The sequence below is a fragment of the Nocardia amamiensis NBRC 102102 genome (assembly GCF_001612745.1).
Classification (GTDB): Bacteria; Actinomycetota; Actinomycetes; order Mycobacteriales; family Mycobacteriaceae; genus Nocardia; species Nocardia amamiensis.
In genome coordinates, this window is sequence record NZ_BDBA01000095.1 from 1 (window position 1) to 23,601 (window position 23,601).

The 23,601-nt window shown below is 69.0% G+C and carries 20 protein-coding genes and 1 pseudogene; 9 read left to right on the top strand and 12 right to left on the bottom strand.

What is annotated here, in order from left to right:
* The 6 genes from NA4_RS18740 to NA4_RS18765 form a co-directional block, all read right to left on the bottom strand.
* On the bottom strand, positions 1–1,004 hold a 1,004-nt coding region (locus NA4_RS18740), incomplete at its 3' end, for a lipid-transfer protein (protein WP_373862804.1).
* The gene (locus NA4_RS18745; protein WP_067471232.1) at positions 994–1,416 is read right to left on the bottom strand and encodes a MaoC family dehydratase; all 423 of its coding nucleotides are present in this window, start codon (positions 1,414–1,416) and stop codon (positions 994–996) included. The genes NA4_RS18745 and NA4_RS18740, both read right to left, overlap by 11 nt.
* A complete protein-coding gene (locus NA4_RS18750; protein WP_084497222.1) occupies positions 1,413–2,336 on the bottom strand; it encodes a bifunctional MaoC family dehydratase N-terminal/OB-fold nucleic acid binding domain-containing protein in 924 nt (307 codons plus the stop codon). Before NA4_RS18750 ends, NA4_RS18745 begins: the two co-directional genes overlap by 4 nt.
* Positions 2,337–2,366: 30 nt before the next feature.
* Positions 2,367–3,590: an acyl-CoA dehydrogenase family protein gene (locus NA4_RS18755; RefSeq protein WP_067471239.1), complete on the bottom strand. Its 1,224-nt coding sequence runs from the start codon at positions 3,588–3,590 to the stop codon at positions 2,367–2,369.
* On the bottom strand, positions 3,575–4,639 hold the full coding sequence (locus NA4_RS18760; RefSeq protein ID WP_067471241.1) for an acyl-CoA dehydrogenase family protein: 1,065 nt from the start codon (positions 4,637–4,639) through the stop codon (positions 3,575–3,577). Before NA4_RS18760 ends, NA4_RS18755 begins: the two co-directional genes overlap by 16 nt.
* A 25-nt stretch (positions 4,640–4,664) precedes the next feature.
* Positions 4,665–6,881 carry an acyl-CoA dehydrogenase family protein gene (locus NA4_RS18765; protein ID WP_067471243.1) on the bottom strand — a complete coding sequence of 739 codons (2,217 nt, stop codon included), beginning with the start codon at positions 6,879–6,881 and terminating at the stop codon, positions 4,665–4,667.
* Between the two features lie 141 nt (positions 6,882–7,022).
* Between NA4_RS18765 and kstR the strand changes: the two genes are divergently transcribed.
* From kstR to NA4_RS18800, 7 genes and pseudogenes are all read left to right on the top strand, one after another.
* Positions 7,023–7,673 carry a cholesterol catabolism transcriptional regulator KstR gene (gene kstR, locus NA4_RS18770; RefSeq protein WP_067471245.1) on the top strand — a complete coding sequence of 217 codons (651 nt, stop codon included), beginning with the start codon at positions 7,023–7,025 and terminating at the stop codon, positions 7,671–7,673.
* A gap of 256 nt (positions 7,674–7,929) precedes the next feature.
* Positions 7,930–10,503, top strand: a complete 2,574-nt coding sequence (otsB, locus tag NA4_RS18775; RefSeq protein ID WP_067471253.1) for a trehalose-phosphatase — start codon at positions 7,930–7,932, stop codon at positions 10,501–10,503.
* A 198-nt stretch (positions 10,504–10,701) separates the two neighbouring features.
* Entirely contained in the window at positions 10,702–11,544 is an 843-nt protein-coding gene (locus NA4_RS18780) for a metal ABC transporter solute-binding protein, Zn/Mn family (RefSeq protein ID WP_245671472.1), read from the top strand.
* 4 nt (positions 11,545–11,548) lie between these two features.
* Positions 11,549–12,412 (top strand): annotated as a pseudogene (locus tag NA4_RS18785) (metal ABC transporter ATP-binding protein); the annotation flags it as partial.
* A 293-nt stretch (positions 12,413–12,705) separates the two neighbouring features.
* Positions 12,706–13,575: a metal ABC transporter permease gene (locus NA4_RS18790; protein ID WP_067471255.1), complete on the top strand. Its 870-nt coding sequence runs from the start codon at positions 12,706–12,708 to the stop codon at positions 13,573–13,575.
* Between the two features lie 399 nt (positions 13,576–13,974).
* On the top strand, positions 13,975–15,147 hold the full coding sequence (locus tag NA4_RS18795) for an acyl-CoA dehydrogenase family protein (protein ID WP_067471256.1): 1,173 nt from the start codon (positions 13,975–13,977) through the stop codon (positions 15,145–15,147).
* Positions 15,148–15,200: 53 nt separating this feature from the next.
* Entirely contained in the window at positions 15,201–16,010 is an 810-nt protein-coding gene (locus NA4_RS18800) for an enoyl-CoA hydratase/isomerase family protein (RefSeq protein ID WP_067471257.1), read from the top strand.
* A gap of 247 nt (positions 16,011–16,257) precedes the next feature.
* Here NA4_RS18800 and NA4_RS18805 read toward each other — a convergent pair whose 3' ends face one another.
* The 6 genes from NA4_RS18805 to carD form a co-directional block, all read right to left on the bottom strand.
* The gene (locus NA4_RS18805) at positions 16,258–16,566 is read right to left on the bottom strand and encodes a DUF4190 domain-containing protein (protein WP_067471267.1); all 309 of its coding nucleotides are present in this window, start codon (positions 16,564–16,566) and stop codon (positions 16,258–16,260) included.
* Positions 16,567–16,657: 91 nt separating this feature from the next.
* Positions 16,658–17,638, bottom strand: coding sequence for a 23S rRNA (guanosine(2251)-2'-O)-methyltransferase RlmB (gene rlmB, locus NA4_RS18810; protein WP_067471258.1), 981 nt, complete (start codon positions 17,636–17,638; stop codon positions 16,658–16,660).
* Complete coding sequence (cysS, locus tag NA4_RS18815; RefSeq protein ID WP_067471259.1) at positions 17,638–19,044, bottom strand: cysteine--tRNA ligase; 1,407 nt, start codon at positions 19,042–19,044, stop codon at positions 17,638–17,640. Before cysS ends, rlmB begins: the two co-directional genes overlap by 1 nt.
* Before the next feature lie 64 nt (positions 19,045–19,108).
* Entirely contained in the window at positions 19,109–19,576 is a 468-nt protein-coding gene (gene ispF, locus NA4_RS18820; protein WP_067471260.1) for a 2-C-methyl-D-erythritol 2,4-cyclodiphosphate synthase, read from the bottom strand.
* Between the two features lie 2 nt (positions 19,577–19,578).
* Complete coding sequence (gene ispD, locus NA4_RS18825; protein ID WP_084497221.1) at positions 19,579–20,367, bottom strand: 2-C-methyl-D-erythritol 4-phosphate cytidylyltransferase; 789 nt, start codon at positions 20,365–20,367, stop codon at positions 19,579–19,581.
* A gap of 2 nt (positions 20,368–20,369) precedes the next feature.
* A complete protein-coding gene (gene carD / locus NA4_RS18830) occupies positions 20,370–20,858 on the bottom strand; it encodes an RNA polymerase-binding transcription factor CarD (protein ID WP_011206964.1) in 489 nt (162 codons plus the stop codon).
* Positions 20,859–21,258: 400 nt separating this feature from the next.
* Between carD and NA4_RS18835 the strand changes: the two genes are divergently transcribed.
* On the top strand, positions 21,259–22,020 hold the full coding sequence (locus tag NA4_RS18835; protein WP_307188589.1) for a copper chaperone PCu(A)C domain-containing protein: 762 nt from the start codon (positions 21,259–21,261) through the stop codon (positions 22,018–22,020).
* Between the two features lie 63 nt (positions 22,021–22,083).
* Positions 22,084–23,481, top strand: a complete 1,398-nt coding sequence (gene radA / locus NA4_RS18840; protein WP_067471264.1) for a DNA repair protein RadA — start codon at positions 22,084–22,086, stop codon at positions 23,479–23,481.
* Positions 23,482–23,601 lie beyond the last annotated feature (120 nt).

The window sequence follows — 23,601 nt, forward strand, 5'->3', positions numbered from 1 at the left end:
GGCAGGCGTCCGCCGATCTCGATGGCGCCGTCGGCGATGAAGTTCTTCGCCTCGCCGCGGGCGCAGAAACCGAGTTCCTCCAGCTGCATGAGGACGAACGGGGTGAAGTGGTCGTACAGGATCGCCGCCTGCATGTCCTGCGGACGCAACCCGCTCTGCGCCCACAGCTGGTCGCCGACCAGGCCCATCTCCGGCAGGCCGGTCATGGCGTCGCGGTAGTAGCTGGTCATCACGTACTGGTCGGCGCCGGAACCCTGCGCGGCCGCGGCGATCACGGCGGGACGCTGCGGCAGGTCGCGGGCGCGCTCGACGCTCGTGACCACGATCGCGACGCCGCCGTCGGACTCCTGGCAGCAGTCCAGCAGGTGCAGCGGTTCGGCGATCCAGCGGGAATTCTGGTGCTCGTCCAGGGTGATCGGCTTGCCGTAGAAGAACGCCGCCGGGTTCACCGCGGCGTGTCTGCGGTCGGCGACCGCGACACGTCCGAAATCCGCGCTGGTGGCCCCGTAGACGTGCATGTAGCGCCGGGCGACCATCGCCACCTGCGCGGCCGGTGTGCCAAGCCCCTGCGGATAGGACCAGCCCGCGTCGATGCCCGACGAGGTGGGCGCGGTGGCCAGCGCCGTGGAGAACTGCCCGAACCGCGACACCGAACGCTCGTTGAACGCGCGATAGGCCACCACCACGTCGGCGATGCCGGTGGCCACCGCCATGGCGGCCTGCTGGACGGTGGCGCAGGCCGCGCCGCCGCCGTAGCCGATGTGGCTGAAGAAGGTCAGCTGCGGAATCCCGACCGCCCTGGCCACCGCGGCCTGCGTGTTGGTGTCCATGGTGAACGTGGTCAGGCCGTCCACATCGGCCGCGGTCAAGCCCGCGTCCGCCAGCGCCGCGGTGACCGCCTCGGCGGCCAGCCGCAGTTCGCTGCGCCCGGAGTCCTTGGAGAAATCGGTGGCGCCGATGCCGACGATTGCCGCGCGGCCGGACAGGGTGTGCTCAGTCATCATCAGCCCTCCGCAACGCGATGACGGCCGTGGCCGTGATGTGATCGCCGAGGCTGTCCTTGCCGACCACGTCGATGTGAATGTCGTCGTCTTCCAGCGCGGTCACCGTGCCGGTGAGGGTCAGGGTGTCGCCCGCGTACAGCGGCACACCCAGGCGCAGCGCGAGCGACTTCACGATCGCGCGCGGACCGGCCCAGTCGGTGACGAAACGCTGCACGAGGCCGGTGTCGGTGAGGATGTTGACGAAGATGTCTTTCGATCCGCGGGCGACGGCCTTGTCCCGGTCGTGGTGCACGTCCTGGAAATCCCGGGTGGCCAGGGCGGTGCTGATCACGAACGTCGGATCGGCGGTGATCACCAGCTCGGGCAGCACGGTGCCGACCCGGACGGCATCCGGTTCCACGGCGGAATTCACGAGACCACCTGCCAGAACGGCAGGGTCGCCTCGTCGTCCAGCTTCTCGAAGCCCACCTCGACCGCAAGGCCGACCCACACCTCGGCGGGATCGATGCCGCGCAGTTCCCCGAGCATGCGCACGCCCTCCTCCAATTCGACCAGCGCGACCACGAACGGCAGCTGCCGCCCCGGCACCTTCGGCGCGTGGTGCACGACGTAACTGAACACGCTGCCGCGCCCGGAAGCGACCACGTAATCGGTCGGCTTCGACTTGTCCTGCCAGATGGCGGGAATGGGCGGGTGCCGCAGCGATCCGTCCGGCAGCCGCTGGATCCGCAGCTCGCCGACTTTGGTTCCCTCCCAGAAGAATTCGGTGTCCGGCGAGGCCAGCGGCTTGACCCGCTCGCCTACGGCGGGTTTCGGCGCCGCGGTGCCCGGCGCGAATTTCAGCAGCCGGAACAGCATCTCGGCGACCACTTCGTCACCGACACTCCAGGTGGTCTGGAAGGTGACGAACCACCCCTCCCCCAGCGCCGTCCGCTTCGGGCCGCGAATGTCCGAAAGCCTGCTGGTCACCGAAACCTGTTCGCCCACATTGAGATAGCGATAGTAGGTCTGCTGACAGTCGGTGGCGACCACGGAGGTGTAGCCTGCGGCGTCGAGCAGTTCGGTCACCGCCCCCATCGGGTCGTCGGCGGGCCGGGAACCCTTCAGCCCGAACATGGTCCACACCTGGGCCATCGCGGGCGGGGCGACGACACCGGGATGTCCCGCGGCGCGAGCCGCCGCCTCGTCGACGTAGATGGGGTTGGCATCGCCGAGGGCCTCGACCCAGTTGTTGATCATCGGCTGGTTCACCGCATCACGCCCGAAACGGGGCGCGCACTCGCCCGCCGCCCGGATGGCCTCGGCCGCGGTGATGATCGCTTCCGGAGTGATGGTTTCCGGCACGCGCGACTCCTTTACTGATTATCTGGGGACTCGCGGCAACCGCAGTCCGGACGAGGCGACCAGTTCGCGCATCACCTCGTTGACACCGCCGCCGAAGGTCACCACAAGGTTCTGCTTGGTCCGGCGGTCCAGCCACGTGGACAGTTCGGCGGTATCAGGGTCGGCTCGGTCGCCGTAGCGGCCGACGATCTCCTCGGCGAGCCTGCCTGCCTCCTGCAGCGCCTCGGTGGAGAAGACCTTTGTGGCCGAGGCGTCGGCGATCACCTGCGCCTGGTCTCCGTCCGCGCCGGGCCTGGAGGCGGTAGCGGAGCGTGACCACGTAGAGCCCTGCGAACGCTGCCCATCGGACGCAGCGGCCACCTGCCAGTTCAGCAGCTCGTTCAGCCGGACCATGGCGTGCATGCGCCCGAGCGAGCGCCGCACGTCGAGTTCGCCGAGCACACCGCGCGCCTGCGCCCAGTCGCGGACCCGGTCGTAGAGCTGCTCGATCTTGCCGGACGGACCCAGGCTCACCCGCTCGTGGTTGAGCTGCGTCGTGATCAGCTTCCAGCCCTCGTTCTCCGCGCCGACCAGCATGTTCGCCGGCACCCGCACGTTGTCGAAGTAGGTCGCGTTGGTGTGGTGGGCGCCGTCGCAGGTGATGATCGGCGTCCACGAGTAGCCGGGATCGGTGGTGTCCACGATCAGGATGGTGATGCCGCGGTGACGCGACTCGGCCGTGCCGGTGCGGCAGGCCAGCCAGACGTAGTCCGCCTCGTGCGCACCGGTGGTGAAGATCTTCTGCCCGTTGACGATCCAGTCCCCGGACTCGTCGCGCACCGCGGCGGTGCGCAGCGACGCCAGGTCGGTGCCCGCCTCGGGTTCGGAGTAGCCGATCGCGAAATGGATGTCCCCGCTGAGGATTCCGGGCAGGAACTGCTGCTTCTGTTCCTCGGTGCCGAACTGCTGCAACGTCGGACCGACCGTCAGCAGGGTCACCAGCGGAAGCGGGACGTCGGCCCGGACCGCCTCGTTGAAGAAGATCTGCTGCTCGACCGGCCCGAAGCCCTGGCCGCCGTACTCCTTCGGCCAGCCGACGCCGAGCCAGCCGTCGCGCCCCATCCTCCGCACCACCGCCCGGTAGGCGTCGCCGTGCCGGTTCACCGCCATCTCGGCCTCCTCCTCGGGGGTCACGAGATCGGCGAAATAGGCGCGCAGCTCGTCGCGTAGCCGGCGCTGCTCGGCGGTCAGGTCGATGAACATCTCGCCCCCAATCGATCGAGTCGGAACGACGCCCCGCCGAGCCAGCGGGCGATGTCCTTGGCCTGCGAGTAGTAGCGATGCATCGGGTGGGTCATGTCCACGCCGAGACCGCCGTGCAGGTGATGACACTTCTGCATGGCCGTGGGCAGTTCCGCGGCCACGGTGTAGGCCAGGATTTCCAGGTCGTCGTCGGTGCGCTCACGGTGCTGCTGACTCGAATCTTGCTGAGCAAGCGCCCAGTTCGCCGACGCCGCGGCGACGTGCAGGGTGCGCGAGACGACGTACAGGTCGGCGATCTGCTGGGCCACCGCCTGGAACTGCGCCAGCGGCCTGCCGAACTGGTTGCGGGTGCGCAGGTGCTCGGCGGTCAGGATGATCGCGCCCTCGAGCAGCCCGTCGGCCACCGAACCGATCGAGGCGAGCGCCAGCCGGTGCAGGTCGCCCAGCCCGGTCGGCCACAGGTGGTCGGCGGGAATCTCCACCTGGTCCAGCAACACGGTGTATTCCGGGATGCCGCCGGAGACCGGCGTCTGCGTCATGGTGATCCCCTCGGCATCCGCATCGATCAGCGCGATACCGGAATTGGTCGGCACCAGCAGCCAGCGTGCCTGCTCCGCGTAGGGCACGGCGATCTTGCACCCGCTGACGCGCACCATCTTTCCGCTGGTGACCGCGATGGTCTCCGGCTTGTCGATGAACGGCGCCGCCGGTTCACTCAGCGCCGCCGTGAGCACGGTGCCCTTGGCGACCTCGGGCAGCACCTGCGCCTGCACGCCCTCGGGCGCGGAGGCCACCAGGGGCAGCACACCGAAGCCGAGCGTAGGAAGGGCAGGCACCGCGACGGCGTCCATAGCCAGCTCGGTGAGGAGCACGGACACCTCGAGCAGACCCATGCCGTCGCCACCATGGCGCTCCGGCAACGGAACGGCGAGCAGGCCGGAGTCGACCAATCTCGGCCACAGCTCCATATCGCGTGCGGGTTCGTGCTCCATCAAGCTCACGACGACTTCGGCCACCGCGTCTTGGCCCTCGTCCCTGGTGAAATCCACGCTTTTCTCCCAGTTGTCTCGATGACTAGTTATCCGCGTCACGAGGCAGCCCCAGAATCCGCTCACCGGCCACGGTGAGCAGAATCTGCTCGGTTCCACCAGCGATCGATAGACAACGCGTGAGCAGGAATTCCTTCGCCACATCGGCATCCTGCGCGCCGACGGGCCCTGCCGTCTCGACAGCGAATTCCGCGACCGCTTGGCGGTGGCGCACCCCGACCAACTTCCGTACGCTACTCTGCGCACCCGGATCCGCGCCCACCAGCGCCTTCAGCGTGGCGCGTTGCTCTAGCAAAAGTCCCGCGATCGCTTCGGCGACGAATCCGCCGAGCCTGTCGTTCACCAGTTCCGCACCCGGACCGGCGGCGGGTGATTTCGCGATCAGTTCTTCCAGTACCGGCCCGATGCCATTGCCGCCCATTGCTACCCGTTCGGTGGACAGCGTCGAGCGGGCAATTTTCCATCCGTTGTTCACCGCGCCGACCACACAGTCGTCCGGTACGAATACGTCGTCCAGAAAAACCTCGCTGAATCGCGCCTCGCCGGTGATCTGCACCAGCGGACGGATCTCCAGTCCGGCGCTGCGCATGTCGACCAGGAAATAGGTGATTCCGCGATGCTTGGGCGCGTCCGGATCGGTGCGAGCCAAACAAATTCCCCAATTCGCTTTGTCGCCCAGCGAAGTCCACACCTTTTGCCCGCGCAGCACCCAACCGCCGTCCACCTTTTTCGCGGTGGTGCGCAGCGCGGCCAGGTCCGAACCCGCCTCGGGCTCGCTGAACAGCTGGCACCAGACCACCTCGCCATGCAGCGTCGGCCAGGCGAACCGCTCGATCTGCTCCGGCGTGCCGTGCTGCAGCAGGGTGGGAACCGCCCAACCGCCGATGGCCAGATCCGGCGCGGTGAGCCCGGCGCGGCGCAGTTCCTCGGCGATCATCAGGCCGGTCATCGGATCGGCGCCGCGTCCGTAGGGCCGCGGCCAATGCGGCATGACCAGTCCCGCCTCCACCAGCGCCGCGCGCTGCCGATCGGCGGGCAGCGCCGCGATCCGCGCGACCTCCGCGGCCAGTTCGTCGGCGCTGCCGCCGTCCACGGCGACGCCTCCGGCATGAGCGAGCGCAGCGAGCGAATCATCGACACAGCGCGCACCGCTCATGCCAGAAAGGGCATCAGCGGCGAAGACCCGGTCGGCGCCGGTGGTGCGCCGCAGGCCACGGCGGGTCAACTCGGTCACCCGGGCCCGCCAGCGCGCCGAACCGCCGAGCAGCTGGCGCAGCGCCACCGCCCTGCGCAGGTACAGGTGCGCGTCGTGTTCCCAGGTGAAACCGATCCCGCCGAGCACCTGGATGCAGTCCTTGGCGGTGTCGACCGCCGCGTCCAACGCGATGGCGGCCGCGATGGCGGCGGCGATCGGCAGTTCCGCGCCGCCCTCGTCCACGGCGGCCGCGGTATCGCCCGCGACGGCGCGGATGAGTTCGGTGCGGCACAGCATCCAGGCGCAGATGTGCTTGACCGCCTGGAACGATCCGATCTTCCGGCCGAACTGCTCGCGCACCTTGGCGTACTCGACCGCCGTCTGCAGGCACCAGCCCGCGAGGCCGGCCAGCTCGGCGACGACCAGCGCGACGAGCAGATCCTCGGCCGGGTGCGGCCCGGCGAACACCTGTTCGGCAGGTACGCGCAGGTCGGTGCACTGCACCCGCGCCAGCGGCGTGCTCGGATCCAGCGGCGCGAGCGGCTCCACCCGCAGGCCGTCGGCGTCGGGCGGGACCAGACACCAGCGCTGCCCGTGCGGAAGCTCGACCGGAAGCAGCACGGCCGTGCCGGGGGCCGCGCCGAGCACGGAATCCCAGGTACCCGTGAGCAACAACGCCTCGCTAGCGGCGGGTACGCTCACCGTCGAACCGACAACGAAGTCGAGCGCGACACCGCAGGGCAGGTCCTCGTCGAGGCTTCCCGCGGTGATCAGATTGGCCAATGCCGTTGCCAGCACGGGGCCGCCGACCAGATCATGCGCCGCCTGCTCCATCAGAACGGCGAGATCGGCGACCGAGCCGCCCGCACCACCCGCGTCCTCGGCCACCGCGACACGGAAGATCCCGATCTCGGCGAGCGCGGGCCAGTAGGCGCGCCAGTAGTCGGCCGAGCCGGTCCGCATTGTTGCAATTGGACGGACCGACGCAGCCCATCCGCGCATCGACTCCTGAACAGCTTTATGCTCGTCAGTGGTGGCGATGGTCACACTCCATACCGCCTTTCCGGCGTGACTCCCACACCTAGAACATGTTCTAATATCCTAGCCGGGCGGAAGTCAAGAGACCATCGCCGCGGCGGACCGCGCACGCGGCCGACGAAACGACGTTTCCGGAAAGGACTTTCATCGATGGCCAGTCCGTCCCGTTCGCAGCCAGCCGACCCGAGTGCGGCACTGCCCGCCGCAACGGTCACCACGCTCAGTGAGGACGAACTGAGCTCGGCGGCGCAGCGCGAGCGGCGCAAGCGGATTCTGGACGCGACCCTGGCGCTGGCGTCCAAGGGCGGCTACGACGCGGTTCAGATGCGGGCGGTGGCCGAGCGCGCCGACGTCGCGGTCGGCACGCTGTACCGGTACTTCCCGTCCAAGGTGCACCTGCTGGTCTCGGCGCTCTCGCGCGAATTCGAGCAGATCGAAGGCAAACGCAAGCCGCTTGCCGGACAGACGCCGCAGGAGCGCATGCACCTGCTGCTGACCCAGATCACCCGGATGATGCAGCGCGACCCGATGCTCACCGAGGCCATGACCCGTGCGTTCATGTTCGCCGACGCCTCGGCCGCGGCCGAGGTGGACCGTGTCGGCAAGGTGATGGACCGGGTGTTCGCGCGCGCCATGAACGACGGCGAGCCCACCGAACGGCAGCTGGCCATCGCGCGGGTGATCAGCGATGTGTGGTTGTCCAATCTGGTCGCCTGGTTGACCCGGCGCGCCTCGGCGACCGACGTCACCGAACGCCTGGAACTGACCGTCGACCTGCTGCTCGGCGAACGCAACCAGTAAAGGACGACGAGCCACGTCAGCGCACCTCGAGCGAATTCGACGCCCGGCCGCCACGCCGGGCTCGAATTGCCCCTGCGCTGCGACGAAGCTCACCCGCCTCGGTCGCGTTGCCGTTAGCTGGGCGGATCTGTTGGACGCGGGATCAGGATGTGCGTTATCACGCGCACGCGGCCCCGCGCTCTTCTGTGCGCCAAATTCAACCCAGTATTGTTTTGGCCGCCCCCTGAAAAAATCCTCCGATCACTAGGTTGGATGCGTGAGCGCACAGGATCTGCCACTGGAACTTCGCCGTGCACTGTCGACGGTCGCGCGCGTGCCACGGCTGCTGGTCGCATCGGACTACGACGGGACTCTCGCACCCATCGTGTCCGACCCGGCCAAAGCCTTTCCCCATCGGGAATCGGTGAGCGCGTTACGAGCACTCGCCGGCCTCACCGGCACTACCGCCGCCGTGATATCCGGGCGCGCATTGCGCGATCTCGCGGCGCTGTCGCGCCTGCCGGTGGAAGTGCAACTCATCGGCAGCCACGGCTCGGAATTCGACGTGGGCTTCGTCCACGCGATCGACAACGACGCCAAGCATCTGCTCCAAGAGTTGCAGTCGGCACTCAATAAGACCGCCGCGGACAATCCCGGCGTCACGGTCGAGATCAAGCCGGCCAGCGTGGCCCTGCACGTGCGCAACGCGAGCCCCGAGATCGGGCATCGCGCGCTGTCGCAGGTCCGGCAAGGCCCGGCGTGCTGGTTCGGCGTTCAGGTCACCGAGGGCAAGGCCGTCATCGAGCTGGCCGTGGTGCAGACCGACAAGGGCACCGCGCTGGACACCGTGCGCCACCAGGCGGGCGCATCGGCCGCGGTGTTCTTCGGCGACGACGTCACCGACGAGAAGGCGTTCCGGGTGCTGTCGGGTCCGGACGTCGGCATCAAGGTGGGCGACGGTGAGAGCCTGGCCAAGTTCCGGGTGGACAGCACCGAGGCGGTGGCCCGCGCGCTGGCCTACCTGCTGGAGGAGCGGCGCACCTGGCTGGCCGGCGCCAGTGCCCCGCGCATCGAGCGGCTGACCATGCTGGCCAGCCCGCGATCGGTCGCCCTGCTCACCCCCGACGCCACGGTGACCTGGTTCTGCCACCCGGAGCCGGACTCGGCGGCGGTGTTCGCGCACCTGCTCGGCGGCCCGCAGGGCGGTCACTTCACCATCGAGCCGGAGCGGCCGGGACTTCCGCTCTCGCAGCGTTACATCGACGGCACGATGACCGTCGAAACCCGGTGGGCCAGTTTGCAAGTCACCGACTACCTGCCGCACGACGTCGCGCCGACCCGTACCGATCTGACCCGGGTGATCACCGGCGACGCGAAGGCCGTGGTCACCTTCGCCCCGCGCCCGGAGTTCGGTCAGGTTCCGGTGAACCTGGAAGCCCAGGAGGGCGGGCTGCGGGTGTACGGCACCAACGATCCGATCGTGCTGCGATCCCCCGGCGTGCGGTGGGAGATCGTCACCGACGGCACCCATGAGTCCGCGCGCGCTGTGGTGGACCCGTCCCGCGGCCCGATCGTGCTCGAGTTGCGCTGCGGCACCCAGGATCTCGAACCCGCCCCGACCCCGGAGCCGGAGCGGCGACGCCAGGCGGAGCGCTACTGGTCGCAGTGGGCCGCGGGGCTCACGCTGCCCCCGCTGAAGCCCGACCTGATGAAGCGCTCCGCGCTCACCCTGCGCGGTCTGGTGCACGCGCCGTCCGGCTCGATCCTCGCGGCGGCCACCACCTCGCTGCCGGAGGACATCGGCGGCGTGCGCAACTGGGACTACCGCTACTGCTGGCTGCGCGACGCCGCACTGACCGCCTCGGCGCTGGTCTCGCTCGGCTCGCTCGCCGAGGCGGAGGATTTCCTCGGGTGGGTGCACCGGGTGCTGGAGACGATTCCCGGACCCGAGCGCCTGCACCCGCTGTACACGCTCTACGGCGAGACGCTGCCGCCGGAGGCATCGATCGACCAGCTCCCCGGTTACGCGGGCTCACGCCCGGTGCGCGTGGGCAACGCGGCGAACATGCAGGTGCAGCTGGACGTCTTCGGTCCGATCGTCGATCTCATCGCGACCCTGGCGCACGCGCGGGAGCTGCGCGGCGTCACCGATCCGGCGGGTGTGTTGCCGGACGCCGATTGGGAGCTGGTGTGTGCCATGGTCTCGGCCGTGCAGCGGCGGTGGGAGGAGCCCGACCACGGCATCTGGGAGATCCGCGGCAACCCGCGCCACCACGTGTACTCGAAGGTGATGGGCTGGCTGACCGTCGACCGGGCGCTGACCCTCGCACAGAAGTTCGACCGCGAGGCCGACCCGGATTGGGCGGTGCTGCGCGACACCATCGCCGATGAGGTCAAGGCCAAGGGCTGGAACGACGAGGTGCAGTCCTACACCGCGGCCTACGACGGCACCGACCTGGACGCCGCCACCCTGCACATCGGGCTGAGCGGCCTGATCGACCCGTCCGACCCGCGGTTCGCGGCGACCGTCGTGGCGACCGAGGCCGAGCTGCGCAGCGGTTCGACCGTCTACCGCTACCACCACGACGACGGCCTACCCGGCGGCGAGGGCGGGTTCCACCTGTGCGCGGCCTGGCTGGTCGAGGCGTACCTGCTGATCGGGAAGCGCTCGGACGCCGAGGCGCTGTTCGCCCAGCTGGTCGACGTCGCAGGCCCGACCGGACTGCTCAGCGAGGAGTACGACCCGGTGGCCGAACGCTCGCTCGGCAACCATCCGCAGGCCTACAGCCACCTGGGCCTGTTGCGTTGCGCGCAGCTGCTCGGACAGCCGGTGGAGGCCGCGCTGGTCTGACGGAGCGCACTGCTCGAGGGCCCGCGAACGAGGAATCGTTCACGGGCCCTTTGTCTTTGAATCGCACGTGGGCGCCGCATTCTATCGTTTGACTGGGTTGCTAAAGTTAAACGGGAACGATTTCCATTACAAACTGCCGGACTGCCAGGAGTACCCCACGTGAATACCCGATTTGCTCTCAGATGCGTAGGCCTCGCCGTGGGGGTCGCCTCAGCCCTGACGATCGCCGCCTGCGGAAACTCGAGCGCCTCGGACCGGCCGACCGTCGTCGCCTCCACCGACGTCTGGGGCGATATCGCTGCCGCCATCGCAGGCCCCGACGCCAGCGTCCGGTCGCTGATCACCGATCCGTCCGCCGACCCGCACTCGCACGAGACCTCGGCCGTGGAGTCGGCCCAGCTCAGCGACGCCGACCTGGTGATCTACAACGGCGGCGGTTACGACGAGTTCGCCGAGAAGGCGGTGGCGGGCACGGACAAGCGCACCGTGGACGCGTTCGCCGCCCGCGTCGACAAGAGCGACGAGAACGAGCACATCTGGTACGACGTGCGGACCGTCGGCGTGGTCGCAGGCCAGATCGCCACTCAGCTGAGCGAGCTGGACCCGGACAAGGCCGCGGCCTACACCGAGCGCGCGAAGACCTTTACCGACCGGCTCGCCGCGATCAGCGCCATCACCGGCAAGCTCGCCGCCGAGCACCCCAAAACGCCGGTGCTCCAGACCGAACCGCTCGCGCACTATCTGCTGATCGCCGCTGGGGCCGAGGACCTCACCCCGCACGAGTTCCAGGAGGCCATCGAGCAGGAGACCGACCCGGCGCCCGCGGCCGTCGCGGCCACCCAGGACCTGCTCACCGGCAAGCGGGTGCGCGCGCTGATCTACAACGTGCAGACCGAGGACAAAATCACCAAGGACCTGCGTGGCACCGCGCAGAACGCGGGCATCACCGTGGTCGAGGTGACCGAAACTTTGCCCGACGGTGTGGATTACATTCAGTGGCAGACGAAGAACGCACAGGCGCTGGCCACCGCGTTGGGCTGAGCAGATGAACAAGGGAGCCGCGCTGACCGAGCACACCGACCGGGTCGACCGGCGGCGAGCAAACCGCGAGGGCGACTCGGCCGTCATCCGGCTGGAATCGGCCCGATTGTCCTTCGGCGATCGAACCCTGTGGGACGGGCTGGATCTCAGTGTCGCTCCGGGCGAATTCGTCGCGGTTCTCGGGCCGAATGGATCGGGCAAGACGTCCCTGCTGAAGGTGTTGCTCGGTCAGCTCGGGCTGAGCGCGGGTACAGCGCGGATCGCAGGGGCACCCGCGCGCGCGGGCAATCACGACATCGGGTATGTGCCGCAACAGAAGACGATCGACGCCGGAGTGCAGTTGCGCGGCGTCGATCTCGTCGGTCTAGGCGTCGACGGGCATCGGTGGGGGCTCGGCCTGCGGTCCCGCGCCGAACGCAAGCGCAAGGTGGCCGCGGCCATCGCCGACGTCGGCGCGCAGCACTTCGCCGACGCGCCACTGGAATCCATGTCCGGCGGCGAGCAGCAGCGACTGCGGGTGGCGCAGGCCCTGGTCGGCGATCCGAAGGTGCTGCTGTGCGACGAGCCGCTGCTGAGCCTGGACCTGGCCAACCAGCGACTGGTCGCGGAGCTGATCGATCGGCGGCGGCGCACGCACGACACCGCTGTCCTGTTCGTCACGCACGAGATCAATCCGATTCTGCCGCTGGTGGATCGGGTGCTGTACCTGGTCGACGGGCAATTCCGGATCGGAACGCCGGACGAGGTGATGACCTCGGTGGTCCTGTCCGAGTTGTACCGGACCCAGGTGGACGTCCTGCGGGTGCGCGGGCGTCTGGTGGTCGTCGGCACCGGCGACACCATGGACGCGCTCGGCACCGCGGGCGGACACTGTCACGGCGCGACGGGCGATGGGTTCGCGCCCGGCGTCTCCGCATCGGACGGCGTGTCGCCGTCCGGCGCCGCCGAAGCGAGCGGTCAGGTGTCACATGGCGCCACGTCCACGCGACTGACGCCGAGCGACTCGGCATCAGGCAACGGGGCATCCACGCGGCCGGGGCTCGACGACGTCGCGACCGTCGCAACTGCTTCGGCCGGCGCAGAGCCGCCGGTTTCCGCCACTGACGGCGAGGGCAACGGATCCCGGTCGACGGCGCATCCGGATCCGAGCGGAGTGCGCTCGTGATCGACAAGCTTTCCGGTGTACTCACGAAGCTGCTGGACTTCGGCACCACCGCCAACCTGCTGTCCTACGGCTTCGTCCAGCAGGCGTTGCTGGCCGCGGCGCTGCTCGGGCTGCTGTCCGGGGTGATCGGTCCGCTGATCATCAGCAGGCAGATGTCGTTCGCCGTGCATGGCACCAGTGAGCTGTCGTTGACCGGCGCCGCCGCGGCGCTGCTGGCCGGTATCGGGGTCGGCCTCGGCGCCATCGCCGGGTCCGTGGTCGCCGCGGTGCTCTTCGGTCTGCTGGGGACCCGGGCACGAGAGCGCGATTCGGTGATCGCGGTGGTGCTCTCGTTCGGGCTCGGGCTCTCGGTGCTGTTCCTGTGGCTGGGCCCGGACCGTGCGGGATCGAAGTTCTCGCTGCTCACCGGCCAGGTGGTGAGCGTCGGCAACAATGGCATCGGGCTGCTCGCGGTCTGCACGGCGGCAGTGATCGCGGTGCTCGCGTTCGTCTACCGGCCGCTGCTGTTCGCCAGTTCCGATCCGGAGGTGGCGGTGGCGCGCGGCGTTCCGGTGCGGGCGCTGTCCATCGTCTTCGCCGTGCTACTCGGCATCACGGCGGCATTCGGCGTGCAGATCGTCGGGGCGCTGCTGGTCCTCGCGCTGCTGATCACCCCGGCCGCCGCGGCGGCCCAGCTCACCGCGAATCCGGTGCGGGCAACCCTGCTCGCCGTGCTGTTCGCCGAAGTCGCTGCGGTCGGCGGCATCCTGCTGTCACTGGCGCCGGGCGTTCCGGTCTCGACGTTCGTCACCACGATCTCGTTCCTGATCTACATCGGCTGCCGCGTACTAGGGACCCGCAACCGCCGCCTCGCTCGCGGTCGCTGAACGACCGCATCCAATAGGCCAGAAGCCAGACCGAAAGGGCGCGGTCAGCAGCGCTGCCATCCCGATCCTCGGCGGCATCGGGTCGCCGGACGCCATTGCGGTGGCAGTGGCCGGGCCGATGGCATGGGTACTCGGCCGCATCAGGTCGACGGCCGCTACGTGGTGCTGGACACCGTCAGTCGCCCGTGCGCTGGAGCACGGCCTGACGCCCTTACCTACGGGGCCATCGTGGTCGCGGCGATCGGCGTTCGACTCCTGGTCGCAGTGTTATCTGATATCAGCGCAGCTCAGAGGCTGCGCCAATCACCGAGGCCAGTTTTGAGGGCAGCCGCCTTCAGTCACTTCGGGCGGCTTTCGTATGCTCGACCCATCGCGCCCCCGAACGAATGGTGACCAACGATGATCGACTTCGCGATTCCCGCCGAGCTCGCGACCGAACGCGACCGAGTCCGCCGATTCGTCATCGACAAGATCGTCCCGTACGAGCGGGACCCACGCCTGACCGCGCACGGCCCGACCGACGAGCTACGCCAGGAGCTCGTCGAACTCGCCCGCGCCGAGCAGCTGCTCACCGTGCAGGCTCCCGAATCGCTCGGCGGACGAGGGCTGTCCCACCTCGAGCAGGCGGTGATCTACGAGGCGGCAGGCTGGTCCACGCTCGGCCCGATCGCGATGAACTGCGCGGCGCCCGACGAGGGCAACATGTTCCTGCTGTCCAAGGTCGCCGATCCCGACCAGGTGCGGCGCTATCTGGCTCCCGTCGTCGCCGGACATCAGCGCTCGGTGTTCGCCATGACCGAGCCCGACGGCGCCGGATCCGACCCGGCCCAGCTGGCCACCGAAGCCGCCTTCGACGGCGAGAATTTCACCATCAACGGCCGCAAATGGCTGATCACCGGCGCCAACGGCGCGAAGACCTGGATCATCATGGCCCGGCTCGCGCCCAACCCGCATCTGCCGGAAGGCCCCACGCTGTTCCTCACCGACGGCGACCAGCCCGGCATCGTCATCGAACGCACGATGAACACCATGGACCGCAACTACGTTGCCGGGCACGGCGTGGTCCGCTTCGACAACCTGGTCCTGCCCAGGGAAGCGCTGCTCGGCGAGGCAGGCCAGGCGCTGCGCTACGCCCAGCTCAGGCTGGCGCCGGCCCGCCTGACCCATTGCATGCGCTGGCTGGGTGCGGCCGAGCGGGCTCAGAGCATCGCGGTGGAACACGCGCGCACCCGCACCGCGTTCGGCAAGCCGATCGGCGAGCACGAGGGAGTGTCGTTCATGTTGGCGGACAACGAGATCGCGCTGCACCAGTGCAGGCTCACCATCTGGCACGCGTGCTGGCTGATGGACAACGGCGAGAAGGCGCGGCACGAGAGTTCGATCGCGAAGGCCTTCGTCTCCGAGGAGCTGTTCCAGGTCGCCGATCGATGTGTCCAGGTACTCGGCGGCATCGGCATCAGTGACGAGACCGTAGTGGAGATGATCTTCCGGGACATGCGCGCCTTCCGGCTCTACGACGGACCCACCGAAGTGCACAAGTACGCCATCGGGCGCAAGATCCTGCGGGGATAGCCGAAAATTTACGGCCTGGGGTGAGCTGCCCCGGTCGGCTAACATCCTTGGGCATGAGTTCGGAACTGCACGTCGATGTCTCCAAAGGCGTCGCTGTGCTCACGCTCAACCGGCCCGCTCAGCAGAACGCCTTCACCCCCACGATGGCCGCCGAACTGGGTGCCGCCCTGCAGCGCTGCGATGTGGAAGACGCCATCCGTGCCGTCGTCGTCACCGGCACCCCGCCCGCGTTCTGCGCGGGGGCGGACCTATCCAGTCGGGTCGGCGAAGTCAGCGCGACCATCGAGCCGGCCCCGTGGCGGGTGCGCAAACCTGTGATCGCGGCGGTGAACGGGCACGCGGTCGGCATCGGCCTAGCCCTCGCCCTGCAGTGCGACCTGCGGTACATGGCGCGCGACGCGGTGTACGGACTCAACCAGGTCCGCCGGGGCGTCGTGGCCGACGGATACGCGCACTGGACGCTACCCCGCCTGATCGGTATGGCGAACGCCGCCGACATCATGCTGACCGGACGCACCTTCGACGGCGAAGAGGCGAAGGCGATGGGCCTGGCCAACAGCTGCTTGGCCGGTAGCGAGGTGCTACCGACCGCGCTGGCCGTCGCGCACGACATCGCCAATGGCTCGGCCCCGCTACCGGTCGCGCTATCCAAGCGGCTGCTATGGGAGGGCCTCCGGATGAGCCCGGCGGTGGTCGGTCAGCTGGAAACCGATCTCAACCAGCACGCCGCCAAGAGCATCGACGGCGGTGAGGCCATGGCCGCGTTCCGGGATCGCCGACAGCCGAGCTGGTCCGGCAGTGTCAGCACGGAATGGCCCGCCTGGGACGCCGCCGGTGATCGCGAAAGGCCCAGCCTGGACTAGGCGGCTGCCTCGCCTTCGCCCGGCGCGGGCTGGACGGAGCCTGGCCAGTTGCGGCCCCGCTGCGCAACCTCAGCTCCGCACGACCCGGCACGGGCTTTGGACGGCCTCCGTCCAGCCGCGCCTCGCTGCGGCAACCTAAGCCCTTCTCCCCCGGCGCGGGCTATCTCCAGTTGCGCCCCTCCGCGGCAACCTCAGCTCCACCAGAGCAGGCTCGGGGACGAAACTCGCCCAGCTGTGTCCGCGCTGACTATGCGTTTCCGCCGAGCGTGATGAACAGGAACAGCAGCGCGAAGATGATCATCAAGACGGTGCCGATGATGCCGAGGATGTAGCCGACCAGCACCTGGGCCCTGCCGCCGTACGGCTGGACGGGACCGGCGCCTTTCGCGGCCGCTTCGAGAGAATCCTCGATGTCGTTGAGCGCCCGCCGACCCAGTGCCCATGCCACCGGACCCAGCACCCCGCAGCAGAGGACACTTCCCGCGCCGAGGAACAACACCGCCGACGCGTTCGGATGCTCGATCGGCTGCCCGATAGGCTGATTGGGTATCACCACCAGCCGAATTGTACGGGGGTAGACCGACTCTCCGCGTATTTCGCTGGTGAAGCGCGCGGAGTGCGGATCCTCCGCGATGTTTCGCGCTCGATCAAATCCGGCGTTGCCGGGCAACTTCCGAGAGCACCACGCCAGCCGCGACCGAGGCGTTGAGCGATTCCACCGGACCGGCCATCGGAATGGACAGGACCGCGTCGCAGGTCTCGCGGACCAAGCGGGACAGGCCCTTGCCCTCCGAGCCGACCACGATCACGGTCGGCTCGCGACCGTCGAACTCGTCCAGCGTGGTATCGCCGCCCGCGTCCAGGCCGACGACCTGAACGCCCTGCGCGGCCCAATCCTTCAGCGTGCGCGTCAGATTCGTCGCGCGGCCGACCGGGAGCCGAGCCGCAGCGCCCGCGCTGGTGCGCCAGGCCACCGCTGTGACACTCGCGCTGCGCCGCTGCGGAATCAGCACCCCGTGGCCGCCGAAAGCCGCCACGGAACGGATCACCGCGCCGAGGTTGCGCGGGTCGGAGATGTTGTCCAGCGCGACGAGCAGCGCGGGAGCCGCCGAGCTCCGGGCGCGGTCGAGCAGATCGTCCGGATGGGCGTAGCGGTACGGCGGCACCTGCAATGCGACACCTTGGTGCAGACCGTTGGCGCTCATCCGATCCAGATCGGTGCGCGGCACCTCCAGGATGGAGATGCCCGAGTCGGCGGCCAGCCGCACGCTCTCGGTCAGTCGGTCGTCGTTCTCCGTGCCGACCGCAACGTACAGCGCCGTTGCAGGCACGCCCGCGCGCAGGCACTCCACCACCGGGTTGCGCCCGAGCACCAGCTCCGGGCCGTCATCGGTTTTGCGGCCGGCAGGCCGCCCGGTGGCACCGCCGCGTGCGGACGGATGGCCTTGGGCAGCTTTGGCTTTCGCGGCGGCTCGCTTGGCGGCGGGATGTTTGGTCCGCTGCTCGGCGGGCGGCGTCGCCCCGCGCCCCTCCAGCCCACGCCTGCGCTTGCCGCCGGAGCCGACTACCGCGCCCTTCTTGGAGCCGGTCTTGCGCACCGCACCTCGGCGCTGCGAATTGCCTGCCATCACTTGGCCTTTCCGGATTGCGGTGCGCCGAGCGCCCATTCAGGACCGTTGGCCGTGTCGGTGACCTCGATACCGGCGGCCTGCAAGCGTTCGCGCACGGCGTCGGCGCTCGGCCAGTCCTTCGTGGCCCGCGCCTGCTGGCGACGATCGAGTTCCGCGCCGACCAGCACGTCGAGTGCGCTGAGCGCGGCCGAGGAATCGCTCGGCGCGTACCAGTGCGGGTCGAACGGATCGACGCCGAGGATGCCGAGCATGGCCCGCACCTGGCCGGCCAGGTCGCACGCCGAATCGAGCGCGCCTGCCTCCAATGCCTTGTTGCCTTCGTGCACCACCCGGTGGATCTCGGCCAGCGCTTTCGGCACCGCGAGATCGTCGTCGAGCGCGGCGGCGAACGCATCGGTCCACTTGCCCACCGGGATCTCCCCTGCCCGGTCGAACACCCGGTTCACGAACGCCTCGATGCGCTGATAAGACTGGGCCGCGTCGTACAGCGCCTTGTCCGAGTACTCCAGCATCGAGCGGTAGTGCGCGCTGCCCAGATAGAACCGCAGCTCGACGGCGCGAACCTTGCTCAGCACGTTCGGCACCGAGAGAACATTGCCCAGCGACTTGGACATCTTCTCCCCGCCCATGGTCACCCAGCCGTTGTGCAGCCAGTACCTGGCGAAGCCGTCGCCTGCGCCCTTCGACTGGGCGATCTCGTTCTCATGGTGCGGGAACACCAGATCCATACCGCCGCAATGGATGTCGAACTCCGCGCCGAGATAGAACCCGGCCATGGCGGAGCACTCCAGGTGCCAACCGGGGCGGCCGGGACCCCACGGCGACGGCCAGGTCGGCTCGCCCGGCTTGGCGGCTTTCCACAGGGTGAAGTCGCGCGGGTCGCGCTTGCCCTCGCCCGCGCTCTCGCCCTGGTGCACGTCATCGAGTTTGTGGCCGGAGAGCTTTCCGTACTCGGGGTAGCTCACCACGTCGAAGTAGACATTGCCCGCCGAGGCATAGGCGTGACCCCGATCGATCAGCCGCTGCATCATCTCGACCATCTGAGTGATGTGGCCGGTGGCGCGGGGCTCCGCGGACGGCGGCAGCACGCCGAGCCGCTCGTAGGCGCGATCGAAGGCGCGCTCATGCGTGGCGGCCCATTCCCACCACGGCCTGCCCGCCTCGGCGGCCTTGGTCAGGATCTTGTCCTCGATATCGGTGACGTTGCGGATGAACCAGACGTCGTAGTCGTGCGCGAGCAGCCAGCGTCGCAGCACGTCGAACGCGACTCCGCTGCGCACATGGCCGATGTGCGGCTCACCCTGTACGGTGGCGCCACAGAGGTACACCGAAGCACGGCCGGGGACCAACGGCGCGAATTCGCGCACGGTCCGCGTGTCGGTGTCAAAGAGGCGCAGCGTCACGGCAGTCGATCCTAGCTGGTGGTAAGGGACGTTCACGGACCGGCTCTGGTCCGCCGGAGCAGGATCAACGACAGTCTTGCAGCAGGGCCGTCGCCACAGCGGCGACGCCCTCGCCGCGGCCGGTCAGCCCGAGACCGTCGGTGGTGGTGCCGGACACCGAAACCGGGGCGCCGAGCAGCTCGCCGAGCACCTGCTGCGCCTCGGCGCGCCGCGGCCCGATCTTGGGCCGATTGCCGATGACCTGCACCGCAGCGTTGACAACTTCGAAGCCCGCTTCGCCGAGCAGCCTGCGCACTTCCTTCAGCATGGCCGCCCCGGAGACGCCTTCCCATTCCGGGCGTCCGGTGCCGAACACCGCGCCGACGTCGCCCAGTCCCGCCGCCGACAGCAGCGCGTCACACAGCGCGTGCGCGGCGACGTCGCCGTCGGAGTGGCCCGCGCAGCCGTCGTCGCCGTCGAACCGCAGCCCGGCCATCCAGCAGGGCCGACCGGCCTCGATGGGGTGGACGTCACTGCCGATGCCGACGCGCATACTCACGGCGACACCTCGCTGACGCTCGGCGCCGCCATCGCGCGCTGTGCCGATGGTTCGCTCGCGAGCTCCCGCACCGCCCGGCCGATCTCCGCGCCGTCCAGCACCGCGTTGGCGAGCAGGAGGTCGAGCGGAGTAGTGATCTTGAAAGCCAGCGGATCGCCGGGAATGGTGGTGACCGTGGCGCCGAGCCGCTCCACCAGTGCCGCGTCATCGGTGGCCTGGATGCCTTCGGTCGCGTAGGCCGAGCGCAGTAGATCGGCCGCGAAACCCTGCGGCGTCTGGATGGCGCGCAATCCGGCGCGATCAGGCGTGCCGGTGACCGCCCCGGTCGCATCGACCGACTTGATGGTGTCGGCGACCGGGAGCCCGGGAATCACGGCGGACCGCCCCGCGCGCAGCTCCGCGGCAACCCGGGCGATCAGCTCGGGCGGCGTGAGGGCCCGGGCGGCGTCGTGCACGAGAAAGTAGCCCGCGTCGGGCGCGGCGGCGATACCGGCACGCACCGAGTCGGTACGTTCGGCACCGCCGACGACCACATGGACCGAGTCCGCGGGCGGCAGCAGGGCAACGGCGCTGTCGACGAACTCGGAGGGAACCATCACGATGATCCGGTCGACCGCGCCGGAGGCGATCAGGCCTTCGACGGCGAGCCGGACCATGGGCGTGCCGCCGACCGTGACGAACGCCTTGGGTGTCGATTCACCCAGACGCACGCCACGACCGGCGGCAGGCACCAGAGCAACGACGGGTCCGCTGGTGGAACGGACACCGTTGTCAGGTGTGTTCACGGTCAGGAAGCCGCGGCGAGGACCTCATCGAGCAGGGTCTCGGCCTTGCCGTCATCGGTGCCTTCGGCCAGCGCGAGCTCACCGACCAGGATCTGCCGAGCCTTGGCGAGCATGCGCTTCTCACCTGCGGAAAGGCCGCGGTCCTGCTCCCGGCGCCACAGGTCGCGAACGACCTCGGCCACCTTGTTCACATCGCCGGAGGCGAGCTTCTCCAGGTTGGCCTTGTAGCGGCGAGACCAGTTGGTCGGCTCCTCCGTATGCGGCGCCCGCAGAACCTGGAAGACCCGATCGAGACCCTCCTGGCCGACGACGTCACGCACGCCGACGTATTCGGCGTTCTCTGCGGGAACCCGAACAGTCAGATCGCCTTGGGCGACCTTCAGGACCAGATACTCTTTTTGCTCACCCTTGATGGTGCGAGTCTCGATTGCTTCGATCAGCGCCGCTCCGTGGTGGGGGTAAACGACGGTGTCTCCGACCTTAAAAATCATGTGTCCCGTGCCCCTTTCGATGTTCACAGTTTAACATGCGACTCGATAACGGCGCGATCAACTGTGCAGGTCAGGGCCACAACGAGGCGACCGTGGGGGTTGACAGAAGCCGGGCGGTGTGCATTACGTTGTGCCAGAACGGGTTATCTCCCGGCCCGATCGCCCCCGCTGCCCCGCCGGCGACCGGCACCCGCTCCGCTACTCCCGAAGCTCGACCGAACTGTTACCCACGCGCGGGGTGTCGGCACGGGCAGGCTCGGCACCGCCTCCGGAGCGGGCCCGCGGCATCCGGGGCAAGTTGGCACAGCCCCCACGCCCGGGCCGCCGAGGGAACTACTACGCTGCCTAGTTACTACGCTCCCGCGCGGAGCAGAGCCCGGTCGACATGGAGGGACAACCCGTGACTGCCCTGAAAGCTGTGACCGCCCCGAAGGGGGCGCGACGTCGCATGGTGACGGTTGCCGCACTTGCCGCCGGAGCGGCGATCGCGCTGTCCGGCTGCAGCGCGGGTCAGATCTCGCAGACCGCGGAGCAGGTCGCCGCCGTGAACGGCAACCAAGCCGATGTCGGCGACATCGCACTGCGCAACGTGCACATCGTCTACCCGGCCGAGGGCACCGCGTACACCAACGCCAAGGGCGGCAAGGCGGTCATCGCCCTGTCCATCATCAACAACAGCGAGTCCGTCGCCGACGAGCTGGCCAGCATCACCACCGACCTGGGCACCGTCAAGATCACCTCGGCGGGCGGGAAGTCCGGCGCCCAGCTCGCCCCGCAGCAGACCGTCGTCGCGGGGACCCACCCGGTGAAGCAGAACACGCCGACCACAACGACCGCGGCGCCGACGACGACCGCAGCGCCGACCACCACGGCTGGGGCGCCGACCACCACGGCCCGCGCGACCACCACCCCGGCCGATTCGCACGGCGCCGACGACCACGGCGCCCAGCCCGCCGCCGACCCCGAGGCCAACCCGATCCTCATCGAGATCACCGGCCTGACCAAGGACATCACCCCGGGCCTGACCTACAACGTCTCGTTCAACTTCAAGCAGAACGGCACCGTCCAGGTCCAGGTGCCCGTCGACGCGGGCCTGCACACCGAGCGGCACGAATCCGACAAGTCCGGCCCGGCCGAAGGCGAACACAAGGGCGGTCACTGAAGCTCGAGCACCGCGGGACTCGAGGAGTCCGACACTGTCGGTGTTGGTGCGTAAGGTGCGCGTGTGGCAAAGACCAAGCCGATCTTCCGGTGCTCCGCCTGTTCGCACGAAGTCGCCAAATGGGTGGGCAAGTGTCCCGAGTGTGGGGCTTGGGGCACCGTCGACGAGGTCGTCGTCGGGGCGGGTGCGGTCGGGGCCCCTGGCCGCAAGGCGATGTTGCCCAGTACCGCGGCCGCGCCGATCTCCCAGATCGACGCGACGGTCACCAAGGCCAGGCCGACCGGAGTCAGCGAGCTCGACCGGGTGCTCGGTGGCGGCGTGGTGCCTGGTTCGGTGGTGCTGCTGTCCGGCGAGCCGGGAGTGGGCAAGTCGACGCTGTTGCTCGAGGTCGCCCATCGGTGGGCGAGGCAGCGCGATGAGCGAGCGCTCTACGTCACGGCGGAGGAGTCGGCGGGGCAGGTCCGGCTGCGCGCCGATCGCACCGGCGCGGTGCACGAGCGGGTCTATCTGGCGGCGGAATCGGATCTGTCGATCCTGCTCGGGCACGTCGAGCAGGTGCGCCCGACGCTACTGGTGGTCGACTCCGTGCAGACCATGCTCGCTCCCGACGCCGACGGCGTGATCGGCGGCGTCACCCAGGTCCGCGCGGTGACCGCCGCGCTGACGTCGCTGGCCAAGGCGAGCGGGATCGCGGTGCTGCTGGTCGGGCACGTCACCAAGGACGGCAATGTCGCCGGTCCGCGCACGCTCGAACACCTTGTCGACGTGGTGCTGCAATTCGAGGGCGACAAGAACTCCACGCTGCGCATGGTGCGCGGCATCAAGAACCGTTTCGGCAGCGCCGACGAGGTCGGCTGCTTCGAACTGCACGAGGACGGTATCGCCGGTGTCGACGATCCCTCCGGCCTGTTCCTGCACCACCGGACCGATTCGGTGCCCGGCACCGCGGTGACCGTCGCGATGGATGGCAAACGACCCCTGGTCGGCGAGGTGCAGGGCCTGACCGTGAAGACCGAGATCCCGCAGCCGCGCCGCGCGGTAAGCGGGCTGGACTACAACCGGGTCGCGATGGTGCTGGCCGTCCTACAGAGCCGCGGACGGGTATTCCTCGGCAAAAGCGACGTCTACGCCGCGACGGTCGGCGGCATGCGCCTGGTCGAGCCCGCGGCCGACCTGGCCATCGCACTGGCCATCGCCAGCGCCGACGCCGATGTGCCGATCCCTCCTGGCTGGGTGATCCTCGGTGAAGTCGGGCTGGCGGGCGAGGTCCGCAAGGTGACCGGTGTGAGCCGCAGACTGGCCGAGGCCGAACGCCTCGGCTTCACCACCGCCCTGGTACCTCCCGGCCTTGCCCCCGCGAAGACCACCATGAAAATCCACGAGGTCACCGACCTCCGCTCAGCCATCCGCATAGCGGGCCTCCGCAAACTGCGTCCCGCCCCCGAAGAGGCTGCAAGCTGAACACGCTAAACCACTCTGGATAGCAGCACACTAGATCTCGCGCTAACCACAAAACGCGACCACACCGGCCCGCCCCCGCTTTCGAGCGAAGCGAGACCGAGCATTCCCCGTTCGCGGCCC

What these genes read in the sequence shown, in the direction of transcription:
- NA4_RS18755 (WP_067471239.1), bottom strand. Translation starts at nt 3,590, where the DNA reads ATGTTCATCGACCTGACCGCCGAGCAGCGCCGGCTACGCGACGAGCTG.
- kstR (WP_067471245.1), top strand. Translation starts at nt 7,023, where the DNA reads ATGGCCAGTCCGTCCCGTTCGCAGCCAGCCGACCCGAGTGCGGCACTG.
- NA4_RS18795 (WP_067471256.1), top strand. Translation starts at nt 13,975, where the DNA reads ATGATCGACTTCGCGATTCCCGCCGAGCTCGCGACCGAACGCGACCGA.
- NA4_RS18800 (WP_067471257.1), top strand. Translation starts at nt 15,201, where the DNA reads ATGAGTTCGGAACTGCACGTCGATGTCTCCAAAGGCGTCGCTGTGCTC.
- rlmB (WP_067471258.1), bottom strand. Translation starts at nt 17,638, where the DNA reads ATGGCAGGCAATTCGCAGCGCCGAGGTGCGGTGCGCAAGACCGGCTCC.
- ispF (WP_067471260.1), bottom strand. Translation starts at nt 19,576, where the DNA reads ATGCGCGTCGGCATCGGCAGTGACGTCCACCCCATCGAGGCCGGTCGG.
- carD (WP_011206964.1), bottom strand. Translation starts at nt 20,858, where the DNA reads ATGATTTTTAAGGTCGGAGACACCGTCGTTTACCCCCACCACGGAGCG.